This window comes from Chitinophaga sp. W3I9 (assembly GCF_050434025.1).
Lineage (GTDB): Bacteria > Bacteroidota > Bacteroidia > Chitinophagales > Chitinophagaceae > Chitinophaga.
Window position 1 is genome coordinate 1134091 of record NZ_JBNPWC010000001.1, and the last position, 25116, is coordinate 1159206.

Consider the following 25116-nt stretch of genomic DNA (forward strand, 5'->3'; position numbering starts at 1 on the left):
TAATGATGAACAAGAAGATAATTATATCCATTATAGCGGGAAGTGTAATGTTAGGGGGTTCAGGATGTAAAAAATTCCTGGATGTAAATAATGACCCGGCTGCAGCCACAAACGTAACTGACGCCCTGTTGGTGGGCGGAGCCGAATTAACTACTGCATTTAATATTGCGGGTGGTTATCCTGCCAGAACCGCCGCTTTCTGGACCCAACAATTGGGTTATGATCAACCCGCACCCGAGTGGGATACTTATAAGGTAACAGCTTCCGATGTGGATAATACCTGGTCTTTTGACATGTATCCCCAGATCCTGAATAACCTGAAGATCCTGCAGGACCAGGCTACTACCGCAAATCATCCACATGCCGCTGGTATGGGAAAAATATTAATGGCTTATAACCTGGCTGTTACTACCGACTTGTGGAATGCAATTCCTTATTCACAAGCATTTACCGGCTTTGAAAACTTTAAGCCGAAGTATGATTCACAGGAAAGCATTTATACCAGTATTAATACGCTGTTGGATGATGCTATCGCTCTACTGGCTAAAGAAGATGCTTCTGGATCAGTAGGCGATAAAGATCTGATATATGCTTCTGATCCTGAAAAATGGACCGCCTTCGCTTATTTCCTGAAAGCACGTTTTGCTTTACGTTTAACATATGCACCTGGTAAAGTGGCCGCCACACAGGCACAGGCAGCTTTAACAGCATTGACAAAAGCTTTCCCAGATGAAAGTTATAATCCCGGCGTGAAATTCGAAAGCAAATCAGGAGCGCAGGCACCTTGGTCCCAGTTTACTGATAATGCTAAATGGGGTAGCGTAGCGGTATCATCTACTTTCCTTACGTTACTGCAATCAACAAATGACCCCAGATTACCAGTAATGGTTGATCCGGTTAAATTGGGCACTGGTTACAGGGGCAGGATAATAGGTGATGAACAAATTAACATTGATTCACTTTCAGCTGTGGGCCAATTCTTTGCTGCTCCTGATCAGTCAGTGTATTTGGCCACCTATGATGAACAACTGTTCATTAAAGCGGAAGCTACTTTCCTGACTGCCGGTTTTGTAGCTGCACAACCTGTTCTTAAAAGTGCAGTGGAAGCACATATGAAAAGATGTGGTTTAAATCCTGCCAGTGCAGCGGTTCAGGCTTACATTACAGCTAAATGCACCCTCACTGCTGCTAACGCATATGAGGTGATCATGACACAGAAATATATCTCTAACTACCTGTCTCTTGAATCATTCAATGACTGGCGCAGAAGCAATTTCCCTAAGCTGACTGTTGTACAGAATGCTTATCAGGGTATTACAACTGTTCCTCGCAGATGGGTGTATCCAGCATCTGAAAATGAAACAAACGCACAGCCAGAACAGCCTGCCAAAGTTACTGATCGCGTTTGGTGGGATACCAAACAATAATCAGTACTTCATTTAACTAATAATAGAAAGCGGTTGTCTCTTTTCGAGGCAACCGCTTTTTTTATGTCCATTTTCTACTCCCCCTAAAATGTTATTTTTTACTTGAAAGGTTTACTTATATTTGCTCCCGTCATGAAAATTTTCATGAAGCCAAAATCGGGAATCAAGATTCATTTTAGCGTAATACAATACAACAACAACGAATACATTTTTTTGCTTATCGGGAATTTATAACGGGAATATTTGCTTATGGGGAGCGGCTTACAGCCAGATTTTCCATCTAATTTAATGAGATTCAATAGTTGCCACCCTGCAGTTTACGCAGTAACGGAACCGTATTTTCTGTAACCGCAGAAAATACCTGGCAACCCGTTTACAGCAATCTGTATAAAATTATCTGATTATTCAGTGGCATGCCACTACTGTACGCTTATTCACTTGTTTTTATAATGTTAGGATTGCTTATGAGTTTTGGAATGCTTATGTAGAATTGTGCTTTGCGAAGGTTGCCGCAAAAGCAATACGATTGTTTCGTTTAGTCTTTACTGTTAGATAATAATAGCACTTGTGCTAAATGGCCATGCTATGCCTGGACATGTCTGTATTACATTTATTTTTTCAAATCAAAATCGCTTATGAAGAAAGGATTGTTTCTCTGGTTATTTGCGGCTATTACCGCGCTGCAGGCGCTTGGCCAAACCAGGGTCATCACAGGTAAGGTGACAGACTCCAAAGATGGATCTCCGTTGCCTGGCGTTACCGTAAAAATTGTTGGTACTTCCAGTGGCACTATGACCGCCTCCAATGGTGAGTTTAAGCTCAGTGTAGGAGAAAAAGCTGCCGCCATTGAATTTTCTTTTGTAGGATATACTGCCCAACAGGTAAGTGTTTCCGGCAAATCTACTGTGAACGCTCAGTTGTCGGCCGATCTTAAAGGACTGAGCGAAGTGGTAGTAGTTGGTTACGGTACTATTGAGCGTAAAAACCTCACGGCTTCTGTATCCAGCATCAAAGGAGCTACATTGAAAAATGTGGCTGCATCCAGCATCGATCGTCAGTTATCCGGACAGGTAGCAGGCGTACAGGCTACCGTTTCCAGTGGTATTCTTGGCCAGCCGGCACGTATCCGCATCCGCGGTACCAACAGTATCAGCAGCGGCACCGATCCGCTGTATGTAATTGACGGAGTGCCTTATATCACCGGCAACCAGAGCACCATCACCTCCAACAACCCGTTGGGAGATATCAATCCGAATGATATTGAAAGCATGGAAGTGCTGAAAGATGGCGCCGCTACTGCTATCTATGGTTCCAGGGCCGCTAACGGCGTTATCCTGGTGACCACCAAAAGAGGTAAAAGCGGCAGGCCACGCCTCACCTACGATATGTGGATGGCTGCAGCTACGCCTTCCAAATTATTTGATCTGCTGAATGCAGATGAATTTGTAACCATCGCTAACGAGAAAAAGCTGAACGCCAAGCCAACAGCTGCACCGGATGCTTTCCCTACACCCAATCCTGATGGTGGTTTTTATGATACCGATTGGCAGAAAGTAGTGACCAGAACAGGGTTCCAACAGAACCATGCTTTGTCGCTAAGCGGCGCCAATGATCAAACCAACTACTACGTTTCCTTGGGGTACACCGATATGAAAGGTATTTTGGTTGGTAACGATCAGCGCAAGTACCAGGTACGCCTGAAACTGGAACAGAAAGCTTTTAATGTGGTAACCGTAGGCGTAAATGCCGGTGTTTCGCACATTACCAACAATGGCCTGAACGTTAGCCAGAACGGGCTTTCCAGCAATCTTTCCAACGCTATCCGTGCTTTACCTAACGTACCTGCACAGTGGAATGATGGCACCTATAACCTGAGCAACACCAATACGCTCGGCAGTGGCGCCAATAAAGCCACTATCGCTGATAACTATACCAACATTAAATACGTACTGGATCATAACATCTACCGTAACAAAAACCTGAACTTTACCGGTAATACTTTTGCCAGCGTAAAAATTCTGAAAGATTTTGACCTGAGAACGCAGGTAGGTGTAAACTATATGAGTGGAGAGGACTACCAGTACTGGAACCCTATCCATGGTGATGGCCGTGGTACCAATGGTTTTATCTACCAGCAGTCTATTCCAAGTTTCCGTTATAACTGGGTAAATACTTTAAGCTATAACAAAACGATCGGTGCGCATAATATTGGCGCTGTAATTGGAACCGAAAATCAGAAAACAAGAGAAAGAAGTTTCTATGCGCAGGGTACTAACCTGATCAGCCCTTTCTTTGGTACTGATAACCTCATCGACAATAGCACCGGTACTCAAACTGTTGGCGGAACACTGGTGGAGCGCGCATTCCAATCGTACTTTATCCGGGCTAACTACAGCTACAAAGACCGCTACCTGGTATCTGCCACGCTCCGCAGAGATGCTATTTCCTCCCTGCCTATCGGCAAACAGGATGTAACATTGCCAGGCGTTTCTGTGGGCTGGAGAGCTTCACAGGAAAGTTTCTTCCAGGAAGGTGGTATCGCCGACCTGATCAGCAACCTGAAGATCCGTGGCGGTTATGCTAAAGTAGGTAACGTGGATATCGGTGCATACCCTTATGCCGGTACTTACAAACCAGCACTATACGGATCTTTACTGGGTATTGCTTTCAACCAGGTGTACAACCCGGACCTGACTTTTGAAACCAGTAAAAAAATGAACATTGGCCTGGACCTCGGGTTACTCCACGACAGGATCACAGTAACAGCGGATTATTTCAGGAATGATATTGATAACATGATCCTGGCATCTCCGCTGCCGCCGTCATTAGGTGTTCCAAGTGCTACCAAACCGAATGTATTTTATTCTAACGTGGGTAAAATGTATAACAAAGGTTATGAGCTAACAGTGAACAGTACTAATATTCAGCGCGGTGATTTCTCCTGGACCACTTCCTTCAACATCTCTTTTGTAAAAAATAAAATTACCGCACTGGTAGATAATGCAGATATCGTTTATCCATATAACATTACCCGCGTAGGTGAATCTATGGGTGCTTTTTATGGTTACGAGTCAATGGGTGTGAATCCTGCAAATGGTAACCCGCTTTGGAAAAAAGCCGACGGCTCCATTATACAGGGCGATGCATCGAAAGGTGTTTACTATGCCTATAATGCTTCAAAGCCTGAGGACATCTTTACTTCTGCAAAAGCATTATCATCTTCCGACAAAAAAATCCTCGGTAATGCTACGCCAACCTATTATGGTGGTTTGAACAATACCGTTAATTACAAAGGGTTCGATTTTAACCTGTTCCTTTCTTTCTCCGGCGGTAATAAAGTATACAGCGTAACGCGCCAGGAAGGCCTGAACAACCAGAAGTTCCTGAACAACGGTAAAGAAGTTTTAAACAGATGGACTACTCCTGGCCAGGTAACAGATGTTCCTAAACTGTACCTGGGCGCAGATAACTTTATCCTGCAGAATGGTAATGTTAACAGCCGTTTCCTGGAAGATGGCAGCTTTATCCGTGCACAGAACATCGGCCTGGGTTATACCCTGCCTAAAGCGATGCTGGAAAGAATTAAACTGAGCAGCATCCGGATTTATGCGCAGGTGCAGAACGCATTTATCATTACAAAGTATTCCGGTCTTGATCCTGAGTTAAATACTTATGTGGATGCAAGAGCTAACACGCAACCTGGTTTGGATTACAACACCAACCCGGTTCCCCGCAGCTATACTTTTGGTATTAACGTAGGATTATAAAAAATAATGAACATGAGAAATACAATGGCATATAAATATAACAGAAGCATGAAAGCAGTAGCAGCAGGATTACTGGTGTTATCACTGGGTGCTGCGTCCTGTTCAAAATACACCGAATTATCACCAAAGAACGCCTTGCCACAAGACGCGGTATTTTCGGATTCATCCACTATCGAGCTGGCTGCAAATGGTATGTATAATACAGCTGCGCTGGGAAGTTATAATGATGATTATACCCTGGGCCGTGGTTATCCCTTCGGTGCTGCTTCCATTGAGCAAAATGAGATGCGTGGAGAGGATATGGTGAACCTGGCTACGTTTTATGATATCACTTATAAAGGCAGTTACAGCCCTACTTCTGCCAATAATGTCCAGATGTGGGTAAATCTTTATGCGCTGATCAACCAGGCCAATACACTTATTGATGGTGTGCGGAAAGCCGCTGCCAATAACGTGATTTCACAGGGTAAGGCGTTGCAGCTGGAAGGTGAAGCCCGTTTTCTGCGTGCACTGGCACATCATGAAGCAGTCATTCATTTCAGCCGCCCATATGCAGATGGTGCAGGTGCACAAGTTGGGATTCCTTACAGGGATATGCCTGTAAGCACACCAGCTCAAATCCAGGAAGCCCTGAAAATAGGCCGTGGTACAGTAAAAGAGGATTATACCAAAATATTGGCGGACCTGGATTTTGCAGAAACCAACCTGCTTCCCACTACTGCTAATCCTATCAGCAGAGCTACTAAAGGAGCGGCTATTGCTTTGAAAACAAGAATTAAGCTCCATATGGCCGATTGGCAGGGTGTTATCACAGAAGCAGCCAAGTTGGGTGCAGATCAAGGCGCGCCATTTGTGAGCCCGGTGAAAGGTTATAAACTTACCGACAGCCCGGACGGCCCCTTCACAAAAGCAGATAATAACACAGAATCTATTTTCTCTATTGCCAACAGTGCCATCACCAACGGTAATTCCAATGGTGCGCTGGCAGCGATGTTTGGCCCTTCTGACCAGAAAGGCCGCGGACTGGTAGCTACCAGCCCTAATTTGTACAACGCCTCTTTCTGGGCAGGCGATGATATGCGTCGTGTTTTATTACAGGTGAAGCAGGTGACTGTATCAGGCGGCAAACCAGTGCAGAACTTCTACTTCAATTATAAATACCGCGATTACCTGAATAAGTCCGACTGGGCGCCGATGATCCGTTATGCAGAAGTACTGCTGAATGCAGCAGAGGCATATGCACGTGCAGGAAATATCGTACAGTCGTTTAAGTTATACAATGCTGTTCGCAACCGTTCTTTACCAGAAGGCAGTCCGAACCGCATCACCATTGCTCCGCTCGACATGATCCAGGCGGTACTGGACGAACGCAGGGTAGAATTTGCGGGTGAAGGACGCCGCTGGCCCGACATTACCCGCCTTGCATTGGATGCAAAGTATGGAACCGGTGGTATCCCTGCAAAGGTGATCATCGATGATCTGAAAGATGATGGCAGCAATTATAACACGGTAACCAGACCGGTAACACCATCTGGTTACGGCAGCATTAAGTATGCTGATTACCGGTTTATCTGGCCGCTGCCAGCTACTGAAATCTCTGCTAATCCGGCATTGAAAAATGCGCAGAATCCGCAATACTAAACTTTTCCTGGACCTATAATAATAAAAAAACTCCGGTGTAATGCCGGTGAGTTTTTTTGTGGAGATAAATAACTTATTTCAGTACTTCCTGCAGCTTCGCTTCCAGCGCAGGTCCTCTCAGGTTGGAGGCAATTACTTTTCCCTGTGGATCCAGCAGGAAATTAGTAGGAATAGCGTTAAGACCGTATAAAGGTACCACTGCGGAATCCCAGAATTTGAGATCGCTTACATGGTTCCAGGCCAGTCCATCTGCTTTGATGGCTTCCTGCCATTTATCTTTTGTTTTATCCAGTGATACGCCGAGGATGGTAAAGTTTTTTCCTTTGTATTGCTGATAAGCTTTTACCACATTCGGGTTTTCCTGGCGGCATGGACCGCACCAGCTGGCCCAGAAATCTACCAGTACATATTTACCGCGGAAAGAGCTGAGACTGATCATTTTGCCGGATGGATCCGGAAGCGTGAAGTCAGGTGCTACCTGGCCTACTTTCACAGCAGAAGGTTCCTCACCACCGGCTGCATCACCGCCTGCGGCGCCTGCACCCTGGTTCTTTTCCAGTTCCAGGATCTTATCTGTCATGCTTTTTACCAGGGTGTTTTTAGGGAAACGGGTAGCAAGATTGGTGATCACCTGTTTGTGTGCAACAATCTCTTCTCCGCTTCTTACCTGGCTGATGGCAAATACTGCGGTAGCAGGATTTTTTGTTTTATCGGCCATCAGGAAAAAGCCGTTTTCAAACTCTTTTTCTTTTTTCTGGAAGGCAGCTACTTTAGGCTGGAATGCACTATCAGGCAGTATTGTATGGAGACTGTCCAGGCTGCGCATTTCTTCCGTGAGTGCAATAGACTGTTTGCTGATATCGCTCATAAACTGTTGCAGTTCGGCGGTTGGTTCGGAGCCGCTGATCTTTACATCTTCCAGTTTATCTATATCGCCATCTATTTTCATATCGCCGGCATCGAGTGCGAGCAATATAAACTTGCCGTTTTCAAAGCGTACACGGTACAGCCCCTGTTCGGCTACCATTCCTTTCAGCGTGAATTTGCCGCTGGCGTCCTTTACATTGGTAGAATCCACCACTTTCACATTGTCAAGTGTCAGTTCTTCCAGTAATACCGGACCCAATGGTAAATTGTTCAGGTGCCCGTCTATTTTAAATTCACCTTTTTCCGTTTGTCCGGCGCATCCTGCGAGGAAAGCGGCAGCGGAAATCCATAATAAGTATTTTTTCATGCTACTATTTTTTGAACATTCATCTGACCTAAGCCACTCAATATAGGATAAATATTTTCAATGCTATTTAGCCTTTGAGCTTCTCTGCCAGCAATTCGTTGGTAAGCCGCGGATCAGCCTTGCCTTTGGACAGTTTCATCACTTCTCCCACGAACAACGACATAAGTCCTTTTTTACCACCTTTAAAAGCAGCTACTTTATCCGGATATTTTGCCAGCACCTCATCAATAATGGGAGAAATGTTATCGGCATTATGATCCTGTAATAAATTCAGCCGGGTAGCGATATCCATCGGATGATCCGCGGGTGTTTGGATCATTTCCGGCAATATGCGGGAAGACGCGATGGAAAAGCTGACTTTTCCTGCATCGGTAAGCGTAATCAACGCCGCCAGTGCCTGTGGTGTTACCGGGAAATGACTGATTTCCGCTGAATGTTCATTCAGCCAGGATTTAACGGGGCCTAGCATCCAGTTCGCGGCGGCTTTGTATTGCGAGGTAACGGCAATGAGACTTTCATAATAATCTGCCGTGGATTTATCATCGCAGATAACACGCGCATCATATTCCGGCAGGCCAAAATCCGTGGTGTATTTACGGATGAGTTCTTCCGGCAGCGCAGGCAGTGTGGCCCGCACGCTGTTGATGAATTCATCTGTTAGTCTGAATGGCGCCAGGTCTGGTTCCGGGAAGTAGCGGTAATCGTTGGCTTCTTCTTTGGAGCGCAGGGAAAAAGAGCTGCCGTTGGAGGCGTCAAAGCTGCGTGTTTCCTGCACCAGGGTACCACCGGCTTCTATGAGATCTATCTGTCTTTTTACCTCGTTATCAATAGCCCGTTTTACGTTGCGGATAGAGTTCATATTTTTTACTTCCACCTTTGTACCCAGGGTGGTGCTGCCTTTCAGGCGAACTGAAATGTTGGCATCGCAGCGCATGCTGCCTTCTTCCATATTACCATCACATACGCCGAGGTAGCGCACCAGGCGGCGCATTTCAGTGAGATAAGCGTAGGCTTCCTCGCTGTTATGCATATCCGGTTCAGTTACTATTTCCACGAGGGGAACACCCGCGCGGTTTAAATCCACGTAGCTGTTGTCGGGATCCTGGTCGTGCAGGAGTTTACCGGCATCTTCTTCCAGGTGGATGCGGTTCAGCTGTACATTGCGGGTGCCGGCATCTGTAATAATGGTAATATAACCGCCTTTACAGATAGGCGCCGTATGTTGAGATACCTGGTATCCTTTTGGAAGATCCGGGTAGAAGTAATTCTTACGGGCAAAATAATTGTCCTTTTCAATTTCACAATGGCAGGCAAGCCCCAGTTTGATGGCATATTCTGCCGCCTTACGGTTCATACGGGGCAAAGTGCCCGGGTGTCCCATGGTAATGGGACTGATATGCGTATTTGGAGCGCCGCCAAAAGCTGCGCTGTCGCTGCAAAATAATTTACTTTCGGTAAGCAGCTGGGCGTGCACTTCCAGCCCGATCACTGTTTCATATTTGCTGTATATATCGCTCATTTTCCGTACTGATTCCCACAAATATATTCAAATAATACCGTGATTTCAGGCTATTGGGTGCCAATAAATCCCTAAATTGAGATACACATCAAAATTTCTTCCCTATGATCAGCAAGGCCCAGGCAAGTCAGCTTTATCAGGCGCAACAGGTTTATTTCGACTCCGGCGCCACACTTTCTTATTCTTTCCGGAAAACGCAGCTAAAGCGTTTAAAGAACGGGATTAAAAAGTTTGAAGATAAAATTACTGCTGCCCTGCATGCTGATCTGCACAAGCATCCACTGGAATCTTATGGTAGTGAGATAGGATTTTTATATGAAGAAATCAGTTATATCCTGCAAGGGTTGAAGCAGTGGATGGAGCCGGAGCTGGTTACCTCTCCTTTTGTTACCTATCCCAGCAGCAGCCGGGTGTATAAGCAGCCGTTAGGGCTTACGCTGATCATTGGCCCCTGGAATTATCCGTTTATGTTGCTGCTCAGTCCTTTGCTGGGAGCCATTGCCGGCGGCAACTGCGCTATTATTAAGCCGTCGGAGCTGGCGCCGCATACGGCCGCGGTAACCGCTGCCCTGATAAAAGATACTTTTGATCCGGCTTATATTACAGTAGTAGAGGGAGATGGAACAGCAGTGATTCCTACCCTGATGAGTTTCCGGTTCGACCATGTATTTTTTACCGGAAGCATCCCGGTGGGCAAGAAGATCCTGGAAATGGCGGTGCCGCATCTCACACCGGTTACGCTGGAATTAGGCGGTAAATCGCCCTGCGTGGTAGATGAAAAGGTGAATGTAACGGTGGCGGCTAAACGAATAGTGTGGGGTAAGTTCTGGAATGCCGGTCAAACCTGTGTGGCGCCGGATTACCTCCTCGTACACCACAAAGTGAAAGATGAACTGGTAGCCGCACTCAAGGCAGCGATAACGGAATTTTTTGGAGAAGATCCCTCCCGCAGCGACGATTATGCGCGTATTATCAATGCCAGGCGGTTTGATACGGTGGCAGGCTACCTGGGCGAAGGCCATGTATTACACGGCGGGCAAACCAACCGCGAACAGCTTTATATAGCCCCTACCCTGCTGGAAGATGTGGAATGGACAGACCCGGTAATGCAGGACGAGATATTCGGCCCCGTGCTGCCCATACTTACTTATACCGGCCTGCCACAGGCCATACAAGCCATCAAGCAGTTACCTTATCCACTGGCATTATATGTTTTTACAAAGAGTAAAAAAACGGAGAAAGCGCTGATAGAGCAGGTGCGGTTTGGCGGAGGTTGTGTAAATAATGCGCTGGTACATCTCACCAATCCCGAATTACCCTTTGGTGGCGCCGGTTACAGCGGGATGGGAAAGTATCATGGCAAATACAGCTTTGATACTTTTACCCATCAGAAAGGAATGCTGAAAACGGCTACCTGGCTGGATGTTCCCATGAAGTACCCGCCGTTTAAAAATAAATTGAAGATGATGAAACTGGTGATGAAGTAGGCTTATATATCTGCCTTATTCAGTTTCACCGGTAACTTAATGATCAGCGTTTGATCGGCGCCATTCCGGCGGATTTTCGCTGGGGCATCGCCTTTTACTTTAGCCTGTGTTTCGCGATAAGCTTTAGACAACTCCGCTGCGTTTTTAACCGGTATACCGGCAAGTTCCAATACGATATCATCTTTCTGGAAACCTGCTGCTGCAGCTGCAGAGGAAGGTGCCACCTCGATTACCTGGGCGCCTTCATTTTTTTCAGTATCCTGTACGCGGAGGCCCAGTTTTTCGTTATTATCCCAACTGTCGCCAAATCCCTGGAAGTCGCGTGGCATTGGGAAAGAGAAAGATCTCGGTCCGTTCTTCGGCAGTGCAGATAAAGGTGGGTGCATAGTCCAGCCATTATCTATTTCTTTTCTTTCATCCAGAGTAACAGCCACTTTGTTTGTTTTGGTATTACGTATGTACGTTACCGTTACTTTGTCTGCCGGTTTATGTTTGCCGATCTCTTCAAATAATTCTGCGGGTTCATTGATCTTTTTATCATCTACAGAAGTAATGATATCGCCGGTTTTTATTCCTGCTTTATCTGCGGGAGTGCCTTTCGCTACTGATTTTACGGTTACACCGCTGGCGGCTACTTTTTCAGTGATCACACCGAGAATGGCTTTATTCATCACCGGCATTTCTATGTCATTTTCATCGTCACCGTCGTTGTCGTTAAACAAATCAAAGCCGCCTCCCTGTAAACTGTTGCTGTCAAACGTGATGGTGTTGCCATTCCGCGGCGTGATCTTCCTGCGGAAAACGGAGAGATCGGAATTGTCGTACCGGTCCAGTTTTTGACCATTGATGAAAACATCGCCGTTTTTAATTTCCACGGTCACTTTGCCGTCTTTGTTGCCTTTGTGTTTGATCACAATTTCATCGAACTCTCCCAACTGATTTTTGGAAGAATCTTTCGTTTGCGCAGATACCGCGCTCATAGTGAAGCAGGAAAAACCTGCTATGGTGAGGATTTGCAGTAACCTGGTCATGGTAATTAGGTATTTTGTTGATTAAATTTAAACTAATGCGGCAAAATTAAAGGGTGGGTCAGGAAAGAAAAAGTTAAAATCTATGGTTTTGGGGCAAAAAGAATACGCTTTACAGGGTGTTTTTTTATTATTTGAAGAAGGTGCCGCCCTTACTTCTGGGATACTTCTCCGATACTTCTGGGATACTTCTCGGATACTTAGGAGTAGCGTATGTGTCGTACTCCCCATACATTCCCCATACGCTTCCCATACACTATGCCGCCCTGGATAGAATGGTCACGTCCTGAAAAAGGTTTACACTTTAGTTAGATAACCCTGTTTAAAGTTTACAATATAAGTGTTAAATCCTGGAAAAGGTTTACGGTGTTAGTCACGTCCTGGAATAGAGGGGGCTGGCTTAAAAGCCCAATTTGACTTTTTAGCCAGCCCTCATTTTTATGCTGTGAGCATTATTTTAAGTTGTGAGCAGTTTTTTTACCGCAGCAATCACCTGGTCCAGTTTGTCTGTTTCCTGTCCGCCTGCTGTAGCAAAGGTTTTCTGGCCACCGCCGCCGCCTTTTATCAGCGGAGCAATGTGTTCTTTAATGATCTTTGGCGCTTCCCATCCTTTGGATGCCACCAGTTTCTCATCTATACTGAGCGCCACGCTGGCTTTTCCGCCAATATTGGCAATAAACAGCAGTACATGATCCGGGATATCGTTTTTCAGTTGGAAAGAAAGCTGTTTCAGTCCCTCCGCGTTGCTTACATTCACCACTTGTCCCAGGAAATTAACACCATTGATGTTTTCCGCCTGGTGGCGTATGGTGGCTGCCAGTGCCCGTACCTTTTCCTGTTCCAGTGTTTCCAGTTGTTTTTCCAGGGAAGATTTGTCCTGGATCAGGGTTTCTATGGATTTTACCAGTTCTTTCGGATTTTTCAGGGCAGCTTTAATTTCTTTCAGTTGCTGTAACTGCTCGTTAACGAAGGCTTCAGCTTTAGCGCCTGTTACGGCTTCCACGCGGCGCACGCCGGCGGCCACAGCTCCTTCGGAAACAAATTTAAACTGGCCTAATTCGCCGGTTGAGCTGATATGTGTACCGCCGCAAAGTTCCACACTATAGGCGGGGTCAATAATTACTACGCGTACCGTATCGCCGTATTTCTCGCCAAAGAGGGCCATCGCACCCAGCTTCAGGGCTTCCTCCTTTGGAAGTTCACGGATCACCACCGGTATGTTTTCACGGATTTTCTCGTTCACAACGGCTTCTATCTGCGCCAGCTCCTCGTCGCTTACTTTGGCGAAGTGGGAGAAGTCGAAGCGCAGGGCGTCCGCATTTACCAGCGAACCTTTCTGTGCCACGTGTGTACCCAAAACCTGCCGCAGTGCAGCGTGCAGTAAGTGGGTAGCCGAGTGATGACGCTCTGTATTGTGGCGTTTATCTTTAGCTACGGCGGCCTTTACGGTTGCAGTTGGCTGTGCCGGCAGCTTATCCGCGAAATGTATGGTGAGGTTGTTCTCTTTTTTGGTATCGGTTATGTGAATTACCTCATCGCCGAAGTGCAGGGTACCGGTATCGCCTACCTGTCCGCCACTTTCAGCGTAGAAGGGTGTTTGGCCCAGTACCAGCTGGAACTGCTCTTTACCTTTTGCTTTCACGGTCCGGTACTTCAGCAGTTTGGTGGTGCTTTCCAGTTGTTCGTAACCTACGAAAACGGAGTTAGGCGTTTCGTCGAGTACTACCCAATCGCCCATATCCAGTTCTGTGGCGGCGCGGGAGCGGTCTTTCTGTTGTTTCATGGCGGCATCGAAGCCCTCTTTGTCAACAGTGAAGCCATTTTCGGAGGCAATCAGGCTGGTAAGGTCATAAGGGAAGCCGTAGGTGTCGTATAATTCGAAAGCTGTTTGACCATCTACTGTTTTGGTGGTGGCGTTTTTGATATAGTCTTCGATCCGGCGGATACCACTTTCCAGGGTGCGCAGGAAGTTGTTTTCTTCTTCAAACACTACTTTCTTCACGAAGTCCGCCTGTTGTTGCAGTTCAGGGAACACATGTGAAAACTGTGCCGCCAGTACGGGTACCAGGTCGTGCAGCAAGGGTTTTTTCACATCGAGGAAAGAGAAGTAGTAACGTACCGCCCTGCGGAGAATACGACGGATCACGTAGCCTGCGCCGGTATTGGATGGCAGCTGTCCGTCGGCGATGGTAAAGGAAATTGCGCGGATGTGATCTGCGATTACGCGGAAGGCTACATCTTTCTTATCATCAGTGCCGGCGTATTTTTTACCGGTAAGTCCTTCCGTGGTGTGGATGGTGCCCATGAACAGGTCGGTGTCATAGTTGGAGGTTTTATCCTGCAATACTCTGACGAGGCGTTCCAGGCCCATGCCTGTATCTACGTGTTGGGCAGGCAGTGGCTCCAGGGATTTATCTTTCAGGCGGTTGAACTGCATGAATACGTTGTTCCATATTTCAATCACCTGTGGATGGTCGGCATTTACGAGGGTTTTACCGTCTACCAGGTTTTTCTCTGCTGCAGGGCGGCAATCTACGTGGATTTCCGAGCAGGGGCCGCATGGACCGGTATCGCCCATCTCCCAGAAATTATCTTTTTTATTACCCAACAGGATACGGTCTTCCGCGATATGTTCTTTCCAGAAGTCGTAGGCTTCCTGGTCTTTTGGCAGGTTTTCTTTTTCATCTCCCTGGAAAACAGTCACATAGAGTTTGTCTTTAGGGATTTTATATACTTCTGTGAGCAGCTCCCAGCTCCAGGCAATGGCTTCTTTTTTAAAGTAGTCGCCAAAGCTCCAGTTACCGAGCATTTCAAACATGGTATGGTGGTAAGTATCAATACCCACTTCTTCCAGGTCGTTGTGCTTGCCGCTTACCCGCAGGCACTTTTGCGTATCTACCACCCTTTTATTGGGAGGAACCCTGTTACCCAGGAAGTAATCCTTGAACTGGTTCATGCCCGCGTTGGTGAACATCAGGGTAGGGTCGTTTTTAATAACGATGGGGGCAGATGGGACGATCTGGTGCCCTTTTGACGCAAAAAAGTCCAGGAATTGCTGTCTTATTTCAGATGCTGTCATAAATATTGATACGAATTAATATGTATTTTATATCTTATAAGCCATAACCGGTTAGGGGCTTGTAGCTGTATTTCAAGTCCTTATGAAGTAGTTAGAAAATTGACAATCAAAAGGTTGATGTTTTAATCTAATTACAGTAGGTTTGTGCGCCTTATTTTCCCGCCGTGTTAAAGGGAGTGCAAAAATATCGAAACCTGTATGATTATGCAAAACAGGTTGTGTTACCCGGCCAAAAATAGTTCAGTGGGAAAAGAAATGCCAACGATTACCCATCCATAAGTTTGTGCCTCGTGAAATAAATCGGCTGTCATAGCGTTCACTGCACTATGGCGCATAAAGTACACCCTGGTGCATGAAGAAGGTTAAATATTTTTATAATACCCAAACATTAAAATACGAGAAGCTCGTGGTTTCCCTGCGGGTAAAAATCCTGAGAATACTGGGGTTTGTGTCTGCGGCTATCGTGACCGGGGCTATTTTTCTTTCCGTGGCATACCGGCTGGTAGACTCCCCAAAGGAGAAATCACTTCGCCGCGACCTGGAAGGTATGAAGGAAAAATACGATGCGTTGCAGGGCCGGATGAGGGAAGTAAAGGGAAAACTGGCGGAGCTGGAAGACCGTGACAATGAAATTTACCGGGTGATATTTGAAGCCTCTCCTATTCCGGATAGCACCCGTATGGGTAAAGTAAAGCGGGAAGAAGAAGCCGCCCAGCTGCAATCCTTTGCCAGCAGCGAGATTATCGCTTCCACCTCTGTACTTCTGAAAGAACTCAATAACCGCGTAAAAGCGCAGGAAGCATCTTACAATGAAATTGATAAGATGGTGAAGAACAAACAGCAGATGCTGGCCTCTATCCCTGCCATCCAGCCGGTTTCCAATAAAGACCTTAAACATATTGCCTCCGGTTTCGGGTACCGGATCGATCCTATTTATAAGACCATGAAATACCATGCGGGGCTCGACTTTGCAGCACCCAGCGGCACTCCCATCTATGCCACCGGCGACGGTGTGATTGAAGAGGCCAGCCTGAGCGATGTGGGATACGGCAACCACGTGATTGTACGACATGGATATGGCTATAAAACCCTGTACGGACACATGCTCCGTATGAAAGTGAAGGCCGGCCAGGCGGTAAAACGCGGTGATGTATTAGGCTGGGTCGGCAGCACCGGTAAATCTACCGGACCGCACTGCCACTACGAAGTCATTAAAAACGGAGACAAGGTGGACCCCGTGTATTTCTTCTTTAATGATCTTACCCCGGAACAGTTTGACCGCATGCTCAAAATGGCCAGGTCAGGGAACCAGTCGTTTGACTAAAGTTATAGTTTTTAGCCAGTTGCGGGCTTTCCGTAACTTGTCTAAACCCAAAAAATGAGGTGGGAATGTTACAAGCTACATGCTAAAAGCTTAACTTCATCTTGTAAAAGATATTTGTCACCTCGTTTTTTACTACGATGCACCAGCTAGACCTTTTTTCGACATCTGGAGTACCGCATCCCACAGAAGCTGCGGTAACAAGACCAGTTAAAGTAAAAGCAAAGGCCAGCAGCAAGAAAGCTGCCGTAGCAACCACCATACCTGGGAAAAAACGGGGGCGTAAATCATTGAAAGAGTTATCGGAGGACCCGGATCTGATTATGGAATTGGATAAATTGGTATTGGAGAAACAGTATTATTCTATCAGTGAGGTTGCAGCCATGTTTAAGGTGAATACGTCGCTGATACGTTATTGGGAAAATGAGTTTGATATACTGCAACCCAAAAAGAACCGGAAAGGCGACCGCCTTTTCCGGCAGGAAGATATTCACCACCTTAAATTAATCTACCATTTACTGCGGGAAAGAAAATATACAATTGAAGGAGCCAAGCAAAAACTGAAAGAAGATCATAAGCTGGCTGCCCGTAATTTTGAAATGGTACAGGCTTTGCTAAAGGTACGTGGTTTCTTAACGGAACTGAAAGATCAATTATAAAAACAACATTATGCGATTGAAAACATTACTACTGGGTGGTGGCCTGTTATTCTCATCCCTGGCATGGGCACAGAACGAAACAGTACTGAAGGGCAAGATAGATATGAAAACACTGATGAATGACACCTCCGCAACGTGGTTCTACAAAGGTGTAAACAGCTACCAGCCTAACGATAATATGCTGAACTATATTAAAACCAACCGTGCTAACTTCAACATGGTAGTGGTGATGGGCACCTGGGACAATACCAGCCGCGAAGTAGTACCAGCCCTGTATAAAGTAATGATCACCGGCGGCAGCCCCGACGAACAGATCGTAATGTTTGCAGCAGATAAAAAACTGCAGACAGATGCACCGGTAGATTATAAAGTAAAGAAATTACCTACTATCATCGTATTCAAAGACGGTAAAGAAGAAGGCCGCATCGTAGGTGCGCCCAAAGAATCCATAGAAGCCGACATTTCCCGCATCCTGCTGAGCAGCACGAAGAAGGAAAAGGAATAGCGGATTTTGTCTTTCCCGCTGATTTTACTGATTACGCGGATTTTTACTTTTGGTTTTTTTTAGATTTTCTTAAAATAATAATTAAGGGAGATAAGAGCGAATATCCGCTTCTATCTCCCTTAATCCTTTATAAAACCAAAAAGAACAAAATCAAATTAATCAGTAAAATCAGCGTAATCAGCGGGAAAGACAAAATCCGCACTACTCCGCCCGCAGGTCGCTCAGGGTAACCGTCGTGGAGGTAGTAGGCAACTTGAGCTCACGGGCCTCCATCAGTTTTATCACACCAAGGTTCACTGTTTCCCTCAAAGCATTATACTGGGTGCCATCAATAATGTACGTGTTGAAAATGATCTGGATCACGTAGGTATCTTTGGTGAAATCATTCAGGTTTACCACCGGGTTTTCCAGTACGTTGGGATTATTGTTCAGCATTTGCCGCACATCCTGTAAAAACAACAGCAGGGTGTCTGCTGGTGTATCTGTACCCAGTTCCAGCTTTAAGGCTACCCGTTGCTGGGTACGCAGGGAAAGATTATCCAGGATACTGTCTACCATTTTTTTGTTGGGAACGGTAACAAAAGTCTTTTCCTGTGTGCGGATGCGCGTGCTGCGCAAGCCAATTTTTTCTACAGTGCCCTGCCAGGAATCCACTTTAACGTTATCGCCTACACGGAATGGTTTATCAAAGAAGATAATAAAGGAGCCGATCAGGTTTTCTATACTTTCTTTTGCTGCCAATGCGAGGGCAGCAGCACCTATTCCCAAACCGGCGATGATCTTCTCTACCAGGCCGGGACCAAAAAGGATACGGATGAAGGCAATGGCGCCCATGATAAATATAATGGCCTTGAAAAAATCCCGGAAGAAAATAATGAACTGATTATCGGTTTTATCTTCTGTGAGATCGGCTTTCTTTTCCAGTACCAGTGCGATGAAGTCGATCAGCCGCAGCATGATCCAGATAATACTCATACTCAACGCCAGGCTCAGTAAGGTATTGGTAACATCGTGCAGCGTTGCCTTGTTATAAACATGAACATTGAGAACCTGCGGAAATGTAAAGCGGTCGATCGTCAGCATGAAGGTGATCAGCAGGAAGAAATATTCCAGCGGACGTAGCAACAGGCTGATAAAGTCTTTTTCTTCAATTTGCGGCGACCAGTGCCGGACCAGCCTGAACAGGATGGTGGCTAGTCCTTTTGAAATATACCGTTTGATAATAAACACAAACAGTAAAACACCGATCAAAATCAGGTAATCCTGTACGGGGTTGTCTAAAATTACTTTGTTCAAAAATTCGTTCATAGTTATAGCTAAATAATTCTGCTGGTTTCCTGGTTAATCAATATTACGCCCGGTTTACTGCCAGTGTTAAAACTGCCATAGGTGTTTTGTATGCCCAGGGCGTTTGCGCCGTTAAATGTAGCCCATTGGAGTATTTCTTCCAACGGAATTTCCGGAAAATGTAGGCGGATGGTTTTTATTTCTTCCCAAATAGACAGGCGGTGATTGGATGCGAGGCTATCGGTACCAAGGGTGATGTTGCATTGCTGCTGCCGGAATTGTTGGATATCCGGTAAGCGGTTTTCGATGTACAGGTTCGCCTGCGGGCAAAAGCACCACCAGGTTTCCACGGGTTGCTGTCGTGTAAACCGGATATCGGCTTCAGAGGTAAAGGTGTTGTGCACCAGCAGGATTTTATTCCGGGAGAAATAGGGAAGATAAGCTTCCAGGCTGTTGGTGCCGGTTGGTTGGAATCCGCTGATATCCATTCCGAAGTGCTGGTAAAAAGAAAGGAACTCCCCTGTTTTGTGCTGATACAATTCATTTTCAGCCGGTGTTTCCTGGTTGTGGATACATACGGGCGCATTGTCCGGTGTGCCGGCCAGTAATGAAAACAGCGCATTGCTAACCGAATAGGGGGCGTGCGGCACAATGGAGCAGCTGTGATACTGGCCGTTGATCGCCCGGAATGATGCCAATACTTCCATACTATACTGATAACGGCTACCGGCGCCCGCAGGTGCTACACCCATGCATTCCACGAAAGTATGGTAGTACATCCTGCCCTGTTGTTTCTTTACGAGGGTGGCGGCGCTGTTGCAGATATCGCCTACAGCCGAAATGCCGCTTTCCCACATTTCCTGCTCGGCCCTGTCTATAATGGCGTCATAATCGCCGGGGGCCTGGTTCCTGGTTTGCATCACCTGGGTGAGGAAGGCAGGCAGACCGGTTTTTTCCGGAATCACCCCTTTCATATGGGATAATTCCAGGTGACAATGGGTATTTATGAATCCCGGACAAAGAATTCCGTCCAGTTCCCTGACGCCGGGGCCGGCATCGGATTCGGCTACAATGCCCGTCACTACGCCATCTTCAGTGAGTGTCAATACTTTTCCGGGACCCAGCAGATGCGTACCGTTAAATATATCTTTTCCCTTTAATTTGATCTGTTTCAATTACCTGCTGTTTAATTAAGTTAATGGTGTTAATTTTGCAACCCGATTGGCAGTATCATTTCCGGTTGGAAAGGGTACTCAAAAGTCAAATATAATTATGATAGACAAACTGGAAGCTATAAAAGGTCGTTTCGAGCAGGTATCGATGGCGCTTACCAACCCGGCGGTTGTTAGTGATAACAAGAAGTTTGGTCAGCTCAGCAAGGAATACCGGCAGTTGGAAAAGATCGTGAAGGCATATGATGCCTACCGTAAATTGCTGGACAATATTGCGTTTAACAAAGAAGTACTGGACAGTGGCGACGATGAGATGCGCGAACTGGCTAAAGCCGAAACGGAAGAATTGCAGGAGCAGAAAACAGCCCTGGAAGCAGAGATCCGTAACCTGCTGATACCAAAAGATCCCCAGGATGAAAAGAATGCCATCCTTGAAATCCGTGCCGGTACCGGCGGTGACGAGGCAAGTCTTTTTGCGGGAGACCTGTTTCGCATGTATCTCCGTTTTTGTGAGCTCAAAGGCTGGACTACCAGTTTGCTGAGTGAAAATGCCGGATCTGCAGGTGGCTATAAGGAAATAGTAATGGAAGTAAATGGAGATGATGTATATGGTACCCTGAAATTTGAATCGGGCGTACACCGGGTGCAACGCGTACCGGCTACGGAAGCTTCGGGCCGCGTACATACGTCGGCGGCTACTGTAGCTGTATTGCCGGAAGCTGAAGAGGTGGATGTGGATGTAAGGGAAGCAGATATTAAAATGGATACCTTCCGTTCCTCCGGTGCGGGTGGTCAGCACGTAAATAAAACTGAATCGGCGGTGAGGTTAACGCATATCCCCACCGGTGTGGTAGTGGAGTGCCAGGAAGGACGCAGCCAGCACTCGAATCGTGAAATTGCCATGAAGATGTTACGTACCCGTATATACGAAGCGGCGGTGCGTAAGCATGAAGATGCCATTGCCTCTCAGCGTAAAAGCCTCGTATCTACCGGCGACCGGTCTGCTAAAATACGTACCTATAACTATCCGCAGGGACGTGTAACGGATCACCGTATTGGTATGACCGTATATAATATGGACGCCTTTATGAATGGCGATATTAAAGATATGATAGATGCCCTTCAATTTGCAGAAAACGCAGAAAAGCTGAAGCAGGGCAGTTAATGATCAGCGGTTTTAAATTTGTGGAAAGTGACGGGTGTTTCCCTGCTGTTATCTTTCCACAAATTTCCTCCGGGTTAAGTCGTAATCACACAAAATATCCTACATTTAGTTAGCGGTCACAAGCCGTAGCACTAAGGAAAACCTTTTTCTTCCCCCTAAATCATCATCAAATGTTAGAGCAATTAATGGACCTCGTCCGCGAAAATGCCCAGGGTACTGTGGTAAACAATCCTGCTATTCCTAACGAACAGAATGAAGCCGTAATAGGCGCAGCCACTTCTTCCATTGCAACGGGTTTGCAACAGGAACTGGCCAGCGGTAACACAGAAGGAGTGTTATCTTTACTGGGCGGCGCCGGCAGCGATACTTCCGCCGCTAATCCCGTGGTGGGAAATATCTCCAACAATTTTATCGGAACGCTCCTGGAGAAATTCCACCTGGATAAAGGTACGGCTACACAACTGGCGGCTACCCTGATCCCAACCGTATTAGGCTCCCTGGTAAATAAAACAAAGGATCCCAACAATAGCAGCTTCAGCCTGGATGGTATCCTGAACTCACTTACCGGCGGTTCTGCACAGGGACTTAATCTGAACGGTATACTGGGCGGGCTTTCCGGCGGTTTGGATAAAAACGGCGACGGACAGGTGAACCTGGATGATTTAAAGAGCCTGTTATCAAATGGCGCCCAACAGCAGCAACAGCAACAACAGGCCGGCGAAGGCGGCGGTATCGGCGGATTATTAAAAAATCTGCTTGGATAATCTTTTTACCACTTTACTTGTTATATAGTCGTACACGTTACATTTTACATGCCCAATTATTGTTATGTGATTTATGCCTGCAATTTTTTTATTGCTTATTTAATTCTACTTATCAATATGTTGTGACTGTTAAATCAAGTTGGCAAACTATTTGCATACAGGATTTCAATTAGTTTTGTCAACGGAATTAATGCTAAAAACCCTTCATGTCTAAATTTATTATGATGAAAAAAATCAATGTTCTGGTAGCCTTGGTCTTGTCTGCAACCATGTTGTTCAGTTGTAAAACCTGGCAGGGCATGGACAATACTAAAAAAGGTGCTGCAATTGGTGTTGGTGGCGGAGCCGCCGCTGGTGCTGTAATTGGTAAAGTAGCCGGTAATACTGCATTAGGAGCTATTATTGGTGCTGCATTAGGTGGTGCTGGTGGTGCTTTGATCGGTAAAAAAATGGATAAACAGGCGCAGGAAATAAAAACGGAAGTACCAAATGCAACCGTAGAGCGTGTGGGTGAAGGTATCAACGTAACATTTGATGCAGGTGTATTATTTGGTTTTGATAAGTCTAACCTGTCTGCCGTAGCTCAGGACAATATCAAACAACTGGCTGTTATCCTGAACAAGTATCCTGACACTTATGTACGTGTGGAAGGTCATACCGACGACAAGGGTACAGATGAGTACAACATGGGTTTATCTGAAAGAAGAACCAAGAGTGTAATGTCTTATCTGGAAGCACAGGGTATTGCTAAGAGTCGTATACAGGGATTCTGGTATGGTGAATCACAGCCTAAAGTGCCAAATGATTCAGACGCTAACCGCGCTACCAACCGTCGTTGTGAGTTCTCTATCTTCGCAAATGATAAGATGAAAAATGACGCGAAGAAAGAAGCTGGTCAACAGTAATAAAAAACATTAAGAATACTTATTTCTCATAAGCAGATATACATTCCCCCCTGGTTACAGGGGGGATTTTTTATTTATCAGCGTTTTTGAAGAACAGGGATCTGACAATTTTAAATACCCATACGCCGGCGATAGCGCCCAGGGTGTCGGCCAGCACGTCAAACATATCAAAGCTGCGGCCAATAGCCCAGTACTCCTGGATAAACTCTATAGCAAGGCCATACCCTGCAGCACAAATCACCAGCAATACAAGGGTTCCCGCAGAGACGTGCTTTTTTTGCCAGTAAATGCCAAGGCTCAGGAATAAAACAATGCCTCCGAACAGGCCGAAGTGAACGAATTTGTCAAAATGGATTTTATCAAAAAATGTGTTGGAGGGAATGTCTTTCCCGGGCAGGGTACACAAAACCAGGATCAGGATGATCCATAGAATAGCTGGCGTATAATATCTCAGGAGTTTCATGATCCTTTTTTAATTAATGAACGGGTTATAGTACTACCAGTAAAAAGGACAACAGGCTGACCGTTCAATAACGTAGCCTGTTGTCCTTTCTTATATAAAAGATTATTTTGGTCGGAATTATTCACCTACCAGCGCCTGGTAAGCAGCAGCATCCAGCAGTGCTTCCACATCAGCCGGGTTGTTAACAGTTACTTTCACCATCCAGCCTTCACCATAAGGATCCTGGTTTACCAGTTCCGGAGAAGCCTCCAGTGCAGGGTTCACTTCACTAACGGTACCGGCAACAGGCATAAACAGATCAGATACTGTTTTTACTGCTTCCACTGTACCAAAAACTTCTTCGGCGTTCACTGGCTTGCTCAATGAATTGATATCAACGAAAACTATATCGCCTAATTCGCGCTGTGCAAATTCAGTTATACCGATGGTAGCTACGTTACCTTCTAATAAAATCCATTCGTGATCCTTTGTGTAACGCAGATTTGACGGAAAATTCATATCAAGTTTGATTTTGAGCCGTAAAAATACAGAAACTATTATGATTTTGACGGGAAGCTATCTTAAATTTTGACTTTCTCCGGACATGGTATTTTTTTATTTAGAAGATCAGCCATTTCTTTATGACACGGATCTTCACAGGTACGTCCTGCAATGGTCTGTCATGGCTGTCGGTTTTTAGTGCGGCGATTTTATCGATCACGTCCATGCCTTTAATCACCTGGCCAAACACGGTATAGTTTTGATCGAGATGTGGGCTGCCGCCTTCCGTTTTATATACCTGCCGTTGATCTGTTGGGATTTTGCGGCCTTTGAGCCTTGTTTGCTCCAGCTTATCCAGTTGTTCATCGGTAAATACCTTGCCCTGTACGATGTAGAACTGGCAGCCGGAAGAAGCCTTATCGGGACGGTCGTCCCGGGCTGCTCCCAGTGCGCCTTTGCGGTGGAATAAGTCCAGCTGGAACTCAGGTGGTATGGTATAACCCACATCGCCGTTGCCCAATGTATCGCCCGCATGGGCGTGTTTGGAATCCGGATCGCCGCCCTGGATCATAAAGGTCTGGATAACCCGGTGAAACAGCGTGCTGTCGTAAAAGTGCCGTCTGGCCAGCCTGATGAAATTATCCCGGTGTTTCGGGGTTTGATCATATAACCGGATGATCATGGTACCATAAGGGGTGGTTACTTTTACTTTCCGGTCTTTGGCAGTTGCCAGGTTAACAATCAGCAAAAACAGGGTACCCAGGAGTAGCAGTTTCTTCATAAAAGTGTATTAGGCTTCTTCGTGACCGGTAAAGTAAGCAATTACATGTTCTTTCAGAAAGGTTTCCTGTTCCATCATTTCCATTTTCGGAACGGGTTGTAACTCTTTGAAATGCGGCCATCCGTCTTCGTCGTAACCATCCAGCTCAAAGTAGCCGCTCTGGCTCAGCAGCGTACATACTGCCACATGCATCAGATCCTGCTTCTGTTCTTTGGTATATTTCTTCTTTAAATTATTTATTTCATTTACGCCGATAAGGAAAAGAATGGCTTCCATATTGGGCTTTTTACCAAATCTTTCGGTAAGCATATCTTCTACCGGTTTCCAGCGCTTCTCAAAATCTTCCATATTACTGTTGCTTTTAAATTGTTGGCTTTTTGCCAGACGCTTATTCCCCGCAAAGGTACGTTATAGGGAAAAATATTATATAAA

The 25116-nt window shown here is 46.0% G+C and carries 20 protein-coding genes; 10 read left to right on the forward strand and 10 right to left on the reverse strand.

Annotated elements, in window-relative coordinates; all coding sequences use genetic code 11:
• Positions 1 to 5: 5 nt before the first annotated feature.
• The 3 genes from QFZ51_RS04950 to QFZ51_RS04960 all read left to right on the forward strand — a co-directional run bounded on the left by QFZ51_RS04950 (position 6) and on the right by QFZ51_RS04960 (position 6835).
• Positions 6 to 1427, forward strand: coding sequence for a SusD/RagB family nutrient-binding outer membrane lipoprotein (locus QFZ51_RS04950; protein WP_429043772.1), 1422 nt, complete (start codon positions 6 to 8; stop codon positions 1425 to 1427).
• Positions 1428 to 2062: 635 nt separating this feature from the next.
• On the forward strand, positions 2063 to 5194 hold the full coding sequence (locus QFZ51_RS04955; RefSeq protein ID WP_429043775.1) for a SusC/RagA family TonB-linked outer membrane protein: 3132 nt from the start codon (positions 2063 to 2065) through the stop codon (positions 5192 to 5194).
• A gap of 12 nt (positions 5195 to 5206) precedes the next feature.
• Positions 5207 to 6835 carry a RagB/SusD family nutrient uptake outer membrane protein gene (locus QFZ51_RS04960; protein WP_429043778.1) on the forward strand — a complete coding sequence of 543 codons (1629 nt, stop codon included), beginning with the start codon at positions 5207 to 5209 and terminating at the stop codon, positions 6833 to 6835.
• Positions 6836 to 6908: 73 nt separating this feature from the next.
• Here the strand turns inward: QFZ51_RS04960 and QFZ51_RS04965 are convergent, their stop codons facing one another.
• Positions 6909 to 8069: a redoxin domain-containing protein gene (locus QFZ51_RS04965; RefSeq protein WP_429043781.1), complete on the reverse strand. Its 1161-nt coding sequence runs from the start codon at positions 8067 to 8069 to the stop codon at positions 6909 to 6911.
• 67 nt (positions 8070 to 8136) lie between these two features.
• Positions 8137 to 9588, reverse strand: coding sequence for an Asp-tRNA(Asn)/Glu-tRNA(Gln) amidotransferase subunit GatB (gene gatB, locus QFZ51_RS04970; protein ID WP_429043784.1), 1452 nt, complete (start codon positions 9586 to 9588; stop codon positions 8137 to 8139).
• A gap of 104 nt (positions 9589 to 9692) precedes the next feature.
• On the opposite strand from gatB, the gene QFZ51_RS04975 reads away from it, so the two are divergent.
• Positions 9693 to 11075, forward strand: a complete 1383-nt coding sequence (locus QFZ51_RS04975) for an aldehyde dehydrogenase (protein ID WP_429043786.1) — start codon at positions 9693 to 9695, stop codon at positions 11073 to 11075.
• A 2-nt stretch (positions 11076 to 11077) separates the two neighbouring features.
• On the opposite strand, the gene QFZ51_RS04980 is transcribed toward QFZ51_RS04975, so the two are convergent.
• The gene (locus tag QFZ51_RS04980) at positions 11078 to 12106 is read right to left on the reverse strand and encodes a PDZ domain-containing protein (RefSeq protein ID WP_429043787.1); all 1029 of its coding nucleotides are present in this window, start codon (positions 12104 to 12106) and stop codon (positions 11078 to 11080) included.
• 454 nt (positions 12107 to 12560) lie between these two features.
• Complete coding sequence (gene alaS, locus QFZ51_RS04985; protein ID WP_429043790.1) at positions 12561 to 15182, reverse strand: alanine--tRNA ligase; 2622 nt, start codon at positions 15180 to 15182, stop codon at positions 12561 to 12563.
• Positions 15183 to 15534: 352 nt separating this feature from the next.
• Here alaS and QFZ51_RS04990 point away from each other — a divergent pair, with 352 nt between their 5' ends.
• From QFZ51_RS04990 to QFZ51_RS05000, 3 genes are all read left to right on the forward strand, one after another.
• Positions 15535 to 16506 carry a M23 family metallopeptidase gene (locus QFZ51_RS04990; RefSeq protein WP_429043793.1) on the forward strand — a complete coding sequence of 324 codons (972 nt, stop codon included), beginning with the start codon at positions 15535 to 15537 and terminating at the stop codon, positions 16504 to 16506.
• Between the two features lie 287 nt (positions 16507 to 16793).
• Complete coding sequence (locus QFZ51_RS04995; protein ID WP_332006222.1) at positions 16794 to 17162, forward strand: MerR family transcriptional regulator; 369 nt, start codon at positions 16794 to 16796, stop codon at positions 17160 to 17162.
• A 10-nt stretch (positions 17163 to 17172) separates the two neighbouring features.
• A complete protein-coding gene (locus QFZ51_RS05000; protein ID WP_079469869.1) occupies positions 17173 to 17667 on the forward strand; it encodes a thioredoxin domain-containing protein in 495 nt (164 codons plus the stop codon).
• Positions 17668 to 17868: 201 nt separating this feature from the next.
• On the opposite strand, the gene QFZ51_RS05005 is transcribed toward QFZ51_RS05000, so the two are convergent.
• Together QFZ51_RS05005 and QFZ51_RS05010 are read right to left on the reverse strand one after the other, a co-directional pair.
• Positions 17869 to 18975 carry a mechanosensitive ion channel family protein gene (locus tag QFZ51_RS05005; protein WP_429043796.1) on the reverse strand — a complete coding sequence of 369 codons (1107 nt, stop codon included), beginning with the start codon at positions 18973 to 18975 and terminating at the stop codon, positions 17869 to 17871.
• Between the two features lie 8 nt (positions 18976 to 18983).
• The gene (locus tag QFZ51_RS05010; protein WP_429043799.1) at positions 18984 to 20129 is read right to left on the reverse strand and encodes an amidohydrolase family protein; all 1146 of its coding nucleotides are present in this window, start codon (positions 20127 to 20129) and stop codon (positions 18984 to 18986) included.
• 97 nt (positions 20130 to 20226) lie between these two features.
• Here QFZ51_RS05010 and prfA point away from each other — a divergent pair, with 97 nt between their 5' ends.
• The 3 genes from prfA to QFZ51_RS05025 all read left to right on the forward strand — a co-directional run bounded on the left by prfA (position 20227) and on the right by QFZ51_RS05025 (position 22960).
• Entirely contained in the window at positions 20227 to 21291 is a 1065-nt protein-coding gene (gene prfA / locus QFZ51_RS05015; RefSeq protein ID WP_079469866.1) for a peptide chain release factor 1, read from the forward strand.
• A 170-nt stretch (positions 21292 to 21461) separates the two neighbouring features.
• Entirely contained in the window at positions 21462 to 22055 is a 594-nt protein-coding gene (locus QFZ51_RS05020; protein WP_370909197.1) for a hypothetical protein, read from the forward strand.
• Between the two features lie 206 nt (positions 22056 to 22261).
• Positions 22262 to 22960, forward strand: coding sequence for an OmpA family protein (locus tag QFZ51_RS05025; protein ID WP_429043803.1), 699 nt, complete (start codon positions 22262 to 22264; stop codon positions 22958 to 22960).
• Between the two features lie 70 nt (positions 22961 to 23030).
• On the opposite strand, the gene QFZ51_RS05030 is transcribed toward QFZ51_RS05025, so the two are convergent.
• The 4 genes from QFZ51_RS05030 to QFZ51_RS05045 form a co-directional block, all read right to left on the reverse strand.
• Positions 23031 to 23423, reverse strand: a complete 393-nt coding sequence (locus QFZ51_RS05030; protein ID WP_429043805.1) for a VanZ family protein — start codon at positions 23421 to 23423, stop codon at positions 23031 to 23033.
• Positions 23424 to 23540: 117 nt separating this feature from the next.
• Positions 23541 to 23921, reverse strand: a complete 381-nt coding sequence (gcvH, locus tag QFZ51_RS05035) for a glycine cleavage system protein GcvH (protein WP_370909200.1) — start codon at positions 23919 to 23921, stop codon at positions 23541 to 23543.
• Between the two features lie 100 nt (positions 23922 to 24021).
• Positions 24022 to 24684 (reverse strand): peptidylprolyl isomerase, encoded by a 663-nt coding sequence (locus QFZ51_RS05040; RefSeq protein WP_429043807.1) that lies wholly within the window; start codon positions 24682 to 24684, stop codon positions 24022 to 24024.
• Positions 24685 to 24693: 9 nt separating this feature from the next.
• Positions 24694 to 25032, reverse strand: a complete 339-nt coding sequence (locus QFZ51_RS05045; protein ID WP_429043809.1) for a hypothetical protein — start codon at positions 25030 to 25032, stop codon at positions 24694 to 24696.
• Positions 25033 to 25116: the final 84 nt, after the last annotated feature.

Excerpts from the sequence above, each read along its gene's own strand:
- QFZ51_RS04950 (WP_429043772.1), top strand. The coding sequence starts at position 6 with ATGAACAAGAAGATAATTATATCCATTATAGCGGGAAGTGTAATGTTA.
- QFZ51_RS04955 (WP_429043775.1), top strand. The coding sequence starts at position 2,063 with ATGAAGAAAGGATTGTTTCTCTGGTTATTTGCGGCTATTACCGCGCTG.
- QFZ51_RS04960 (WP_429043778.1), top strand. The coding sequence starts at position 5,207 with ATGAGAAATACAATGGCATATAAATATAACAGAAGCATGAAAGCAGTA.
- QFZ51_RS04965 (WP_429043781.1), bottom strand. The coding sequence starts at position 8,069 with ATGAAAAAATACTTATTATGGATTTCCGCTGCCGCTTTCCTCGCAGGA.
- gatB (WP_429043784.1), bottom strand. The coding sequence starts at position 9,588 with ATGAGCGATATATACAGCAAATATGAAACAGTGATCGGGCTGGAAGTG.
- QFZ51_RS04975 (WP_429043786.1), top strand. The coding sequence starts at position 9,693 with ATGATCAGCAAGGCCCAGGCAAGTCAGCTTTATCAGGCGCAACAGGTT.
- QFZ51_RS04980 (WP_429043787.1), bottom strand. The coding sequence starts at position 12,106 with ATGACCAGGTTACTGCAAATCCTCACCATAGCAGGTTTTTCCTGCTTC.
- alaS (WP_429043790.1), bottom strand. The coding sequence starts at position 15,182 with ATGACAGCATCTGAAATAAGACAGCAATTCCTGGACTTTTTTGCGTCA.
- QFZ51_RS04990 (WP_429043793.1), top strand. The coding sequence starts at position 15,535 with ATGAAGAAGGTTAAATATTTTTATAATACCCAAACATTAAAATACGAG.
- QFZ51_RS05000 (WP_079469869.1), top strand. The coding sequence starts at position 17,173 with ATGCGATTGAAAACATTACTACTGGGTGGTGGCCTGTTATTCTCATCC.
- QFZ51_RS05005 (WP_429043796.1), bottom strand. The coding sequence starts at position 18,975 with ATGAACGAATTTTTGAACAAAGTAATTTTAGACAACCCCGTACAGGAT.
- prfA (WP_079469866.1), top strand. The coding sequence starts at position 20,227 with ATGATAGACAAACTGGAAGCTATAAAAGGTCGTTTCGAGCAGGTATCG.
- QFZ51_RS05020 (WP_370909197.1), top strand. The coding sequence starts at position 21,462 with ATGTTAGAGCAATTAATGGACCTCGTCCGCGAAAATGCCCAGGGTACT.
- QFZ51_RS05025 (WP_429043803.1), top strand. The coding sequence starts at position 22,262 with ATGTCTAAATTTATTATGATGAAAAAAATCAATGTTCTGGTAGCCTTG.
- QFZ51_RS05030 (WP_429043805.1), bottom strand. The coding sequence starts at position 23,423 with ATGAAACTCCTGAGATATTATACGCCAGCTATTCTATGGATCATCCTG.
- gcvH (WP_370909200.1), bottom strand. The coding sequence starts at position 23,921 with ATGAATTTTCCGTCAAATCTGCGTTACACAAAGGATCACGAATGGATT.
- QFZ51_RS05040 (WP_429043807.1), bottom strand. The coding sequence starts at position 24,684 with ATGAAGAAACTGCTACTCCTGGGTACCCTGTTTTTGCTGATTGTTAAC.
- QFZ51_RS05045 (WP_429043809.1), bottom strand. The coding sequence starts at position 25,032 with ATGGAAGATTTTGAGAAGCGCTGGAAACCGGTAGAAGATATGCTTACC.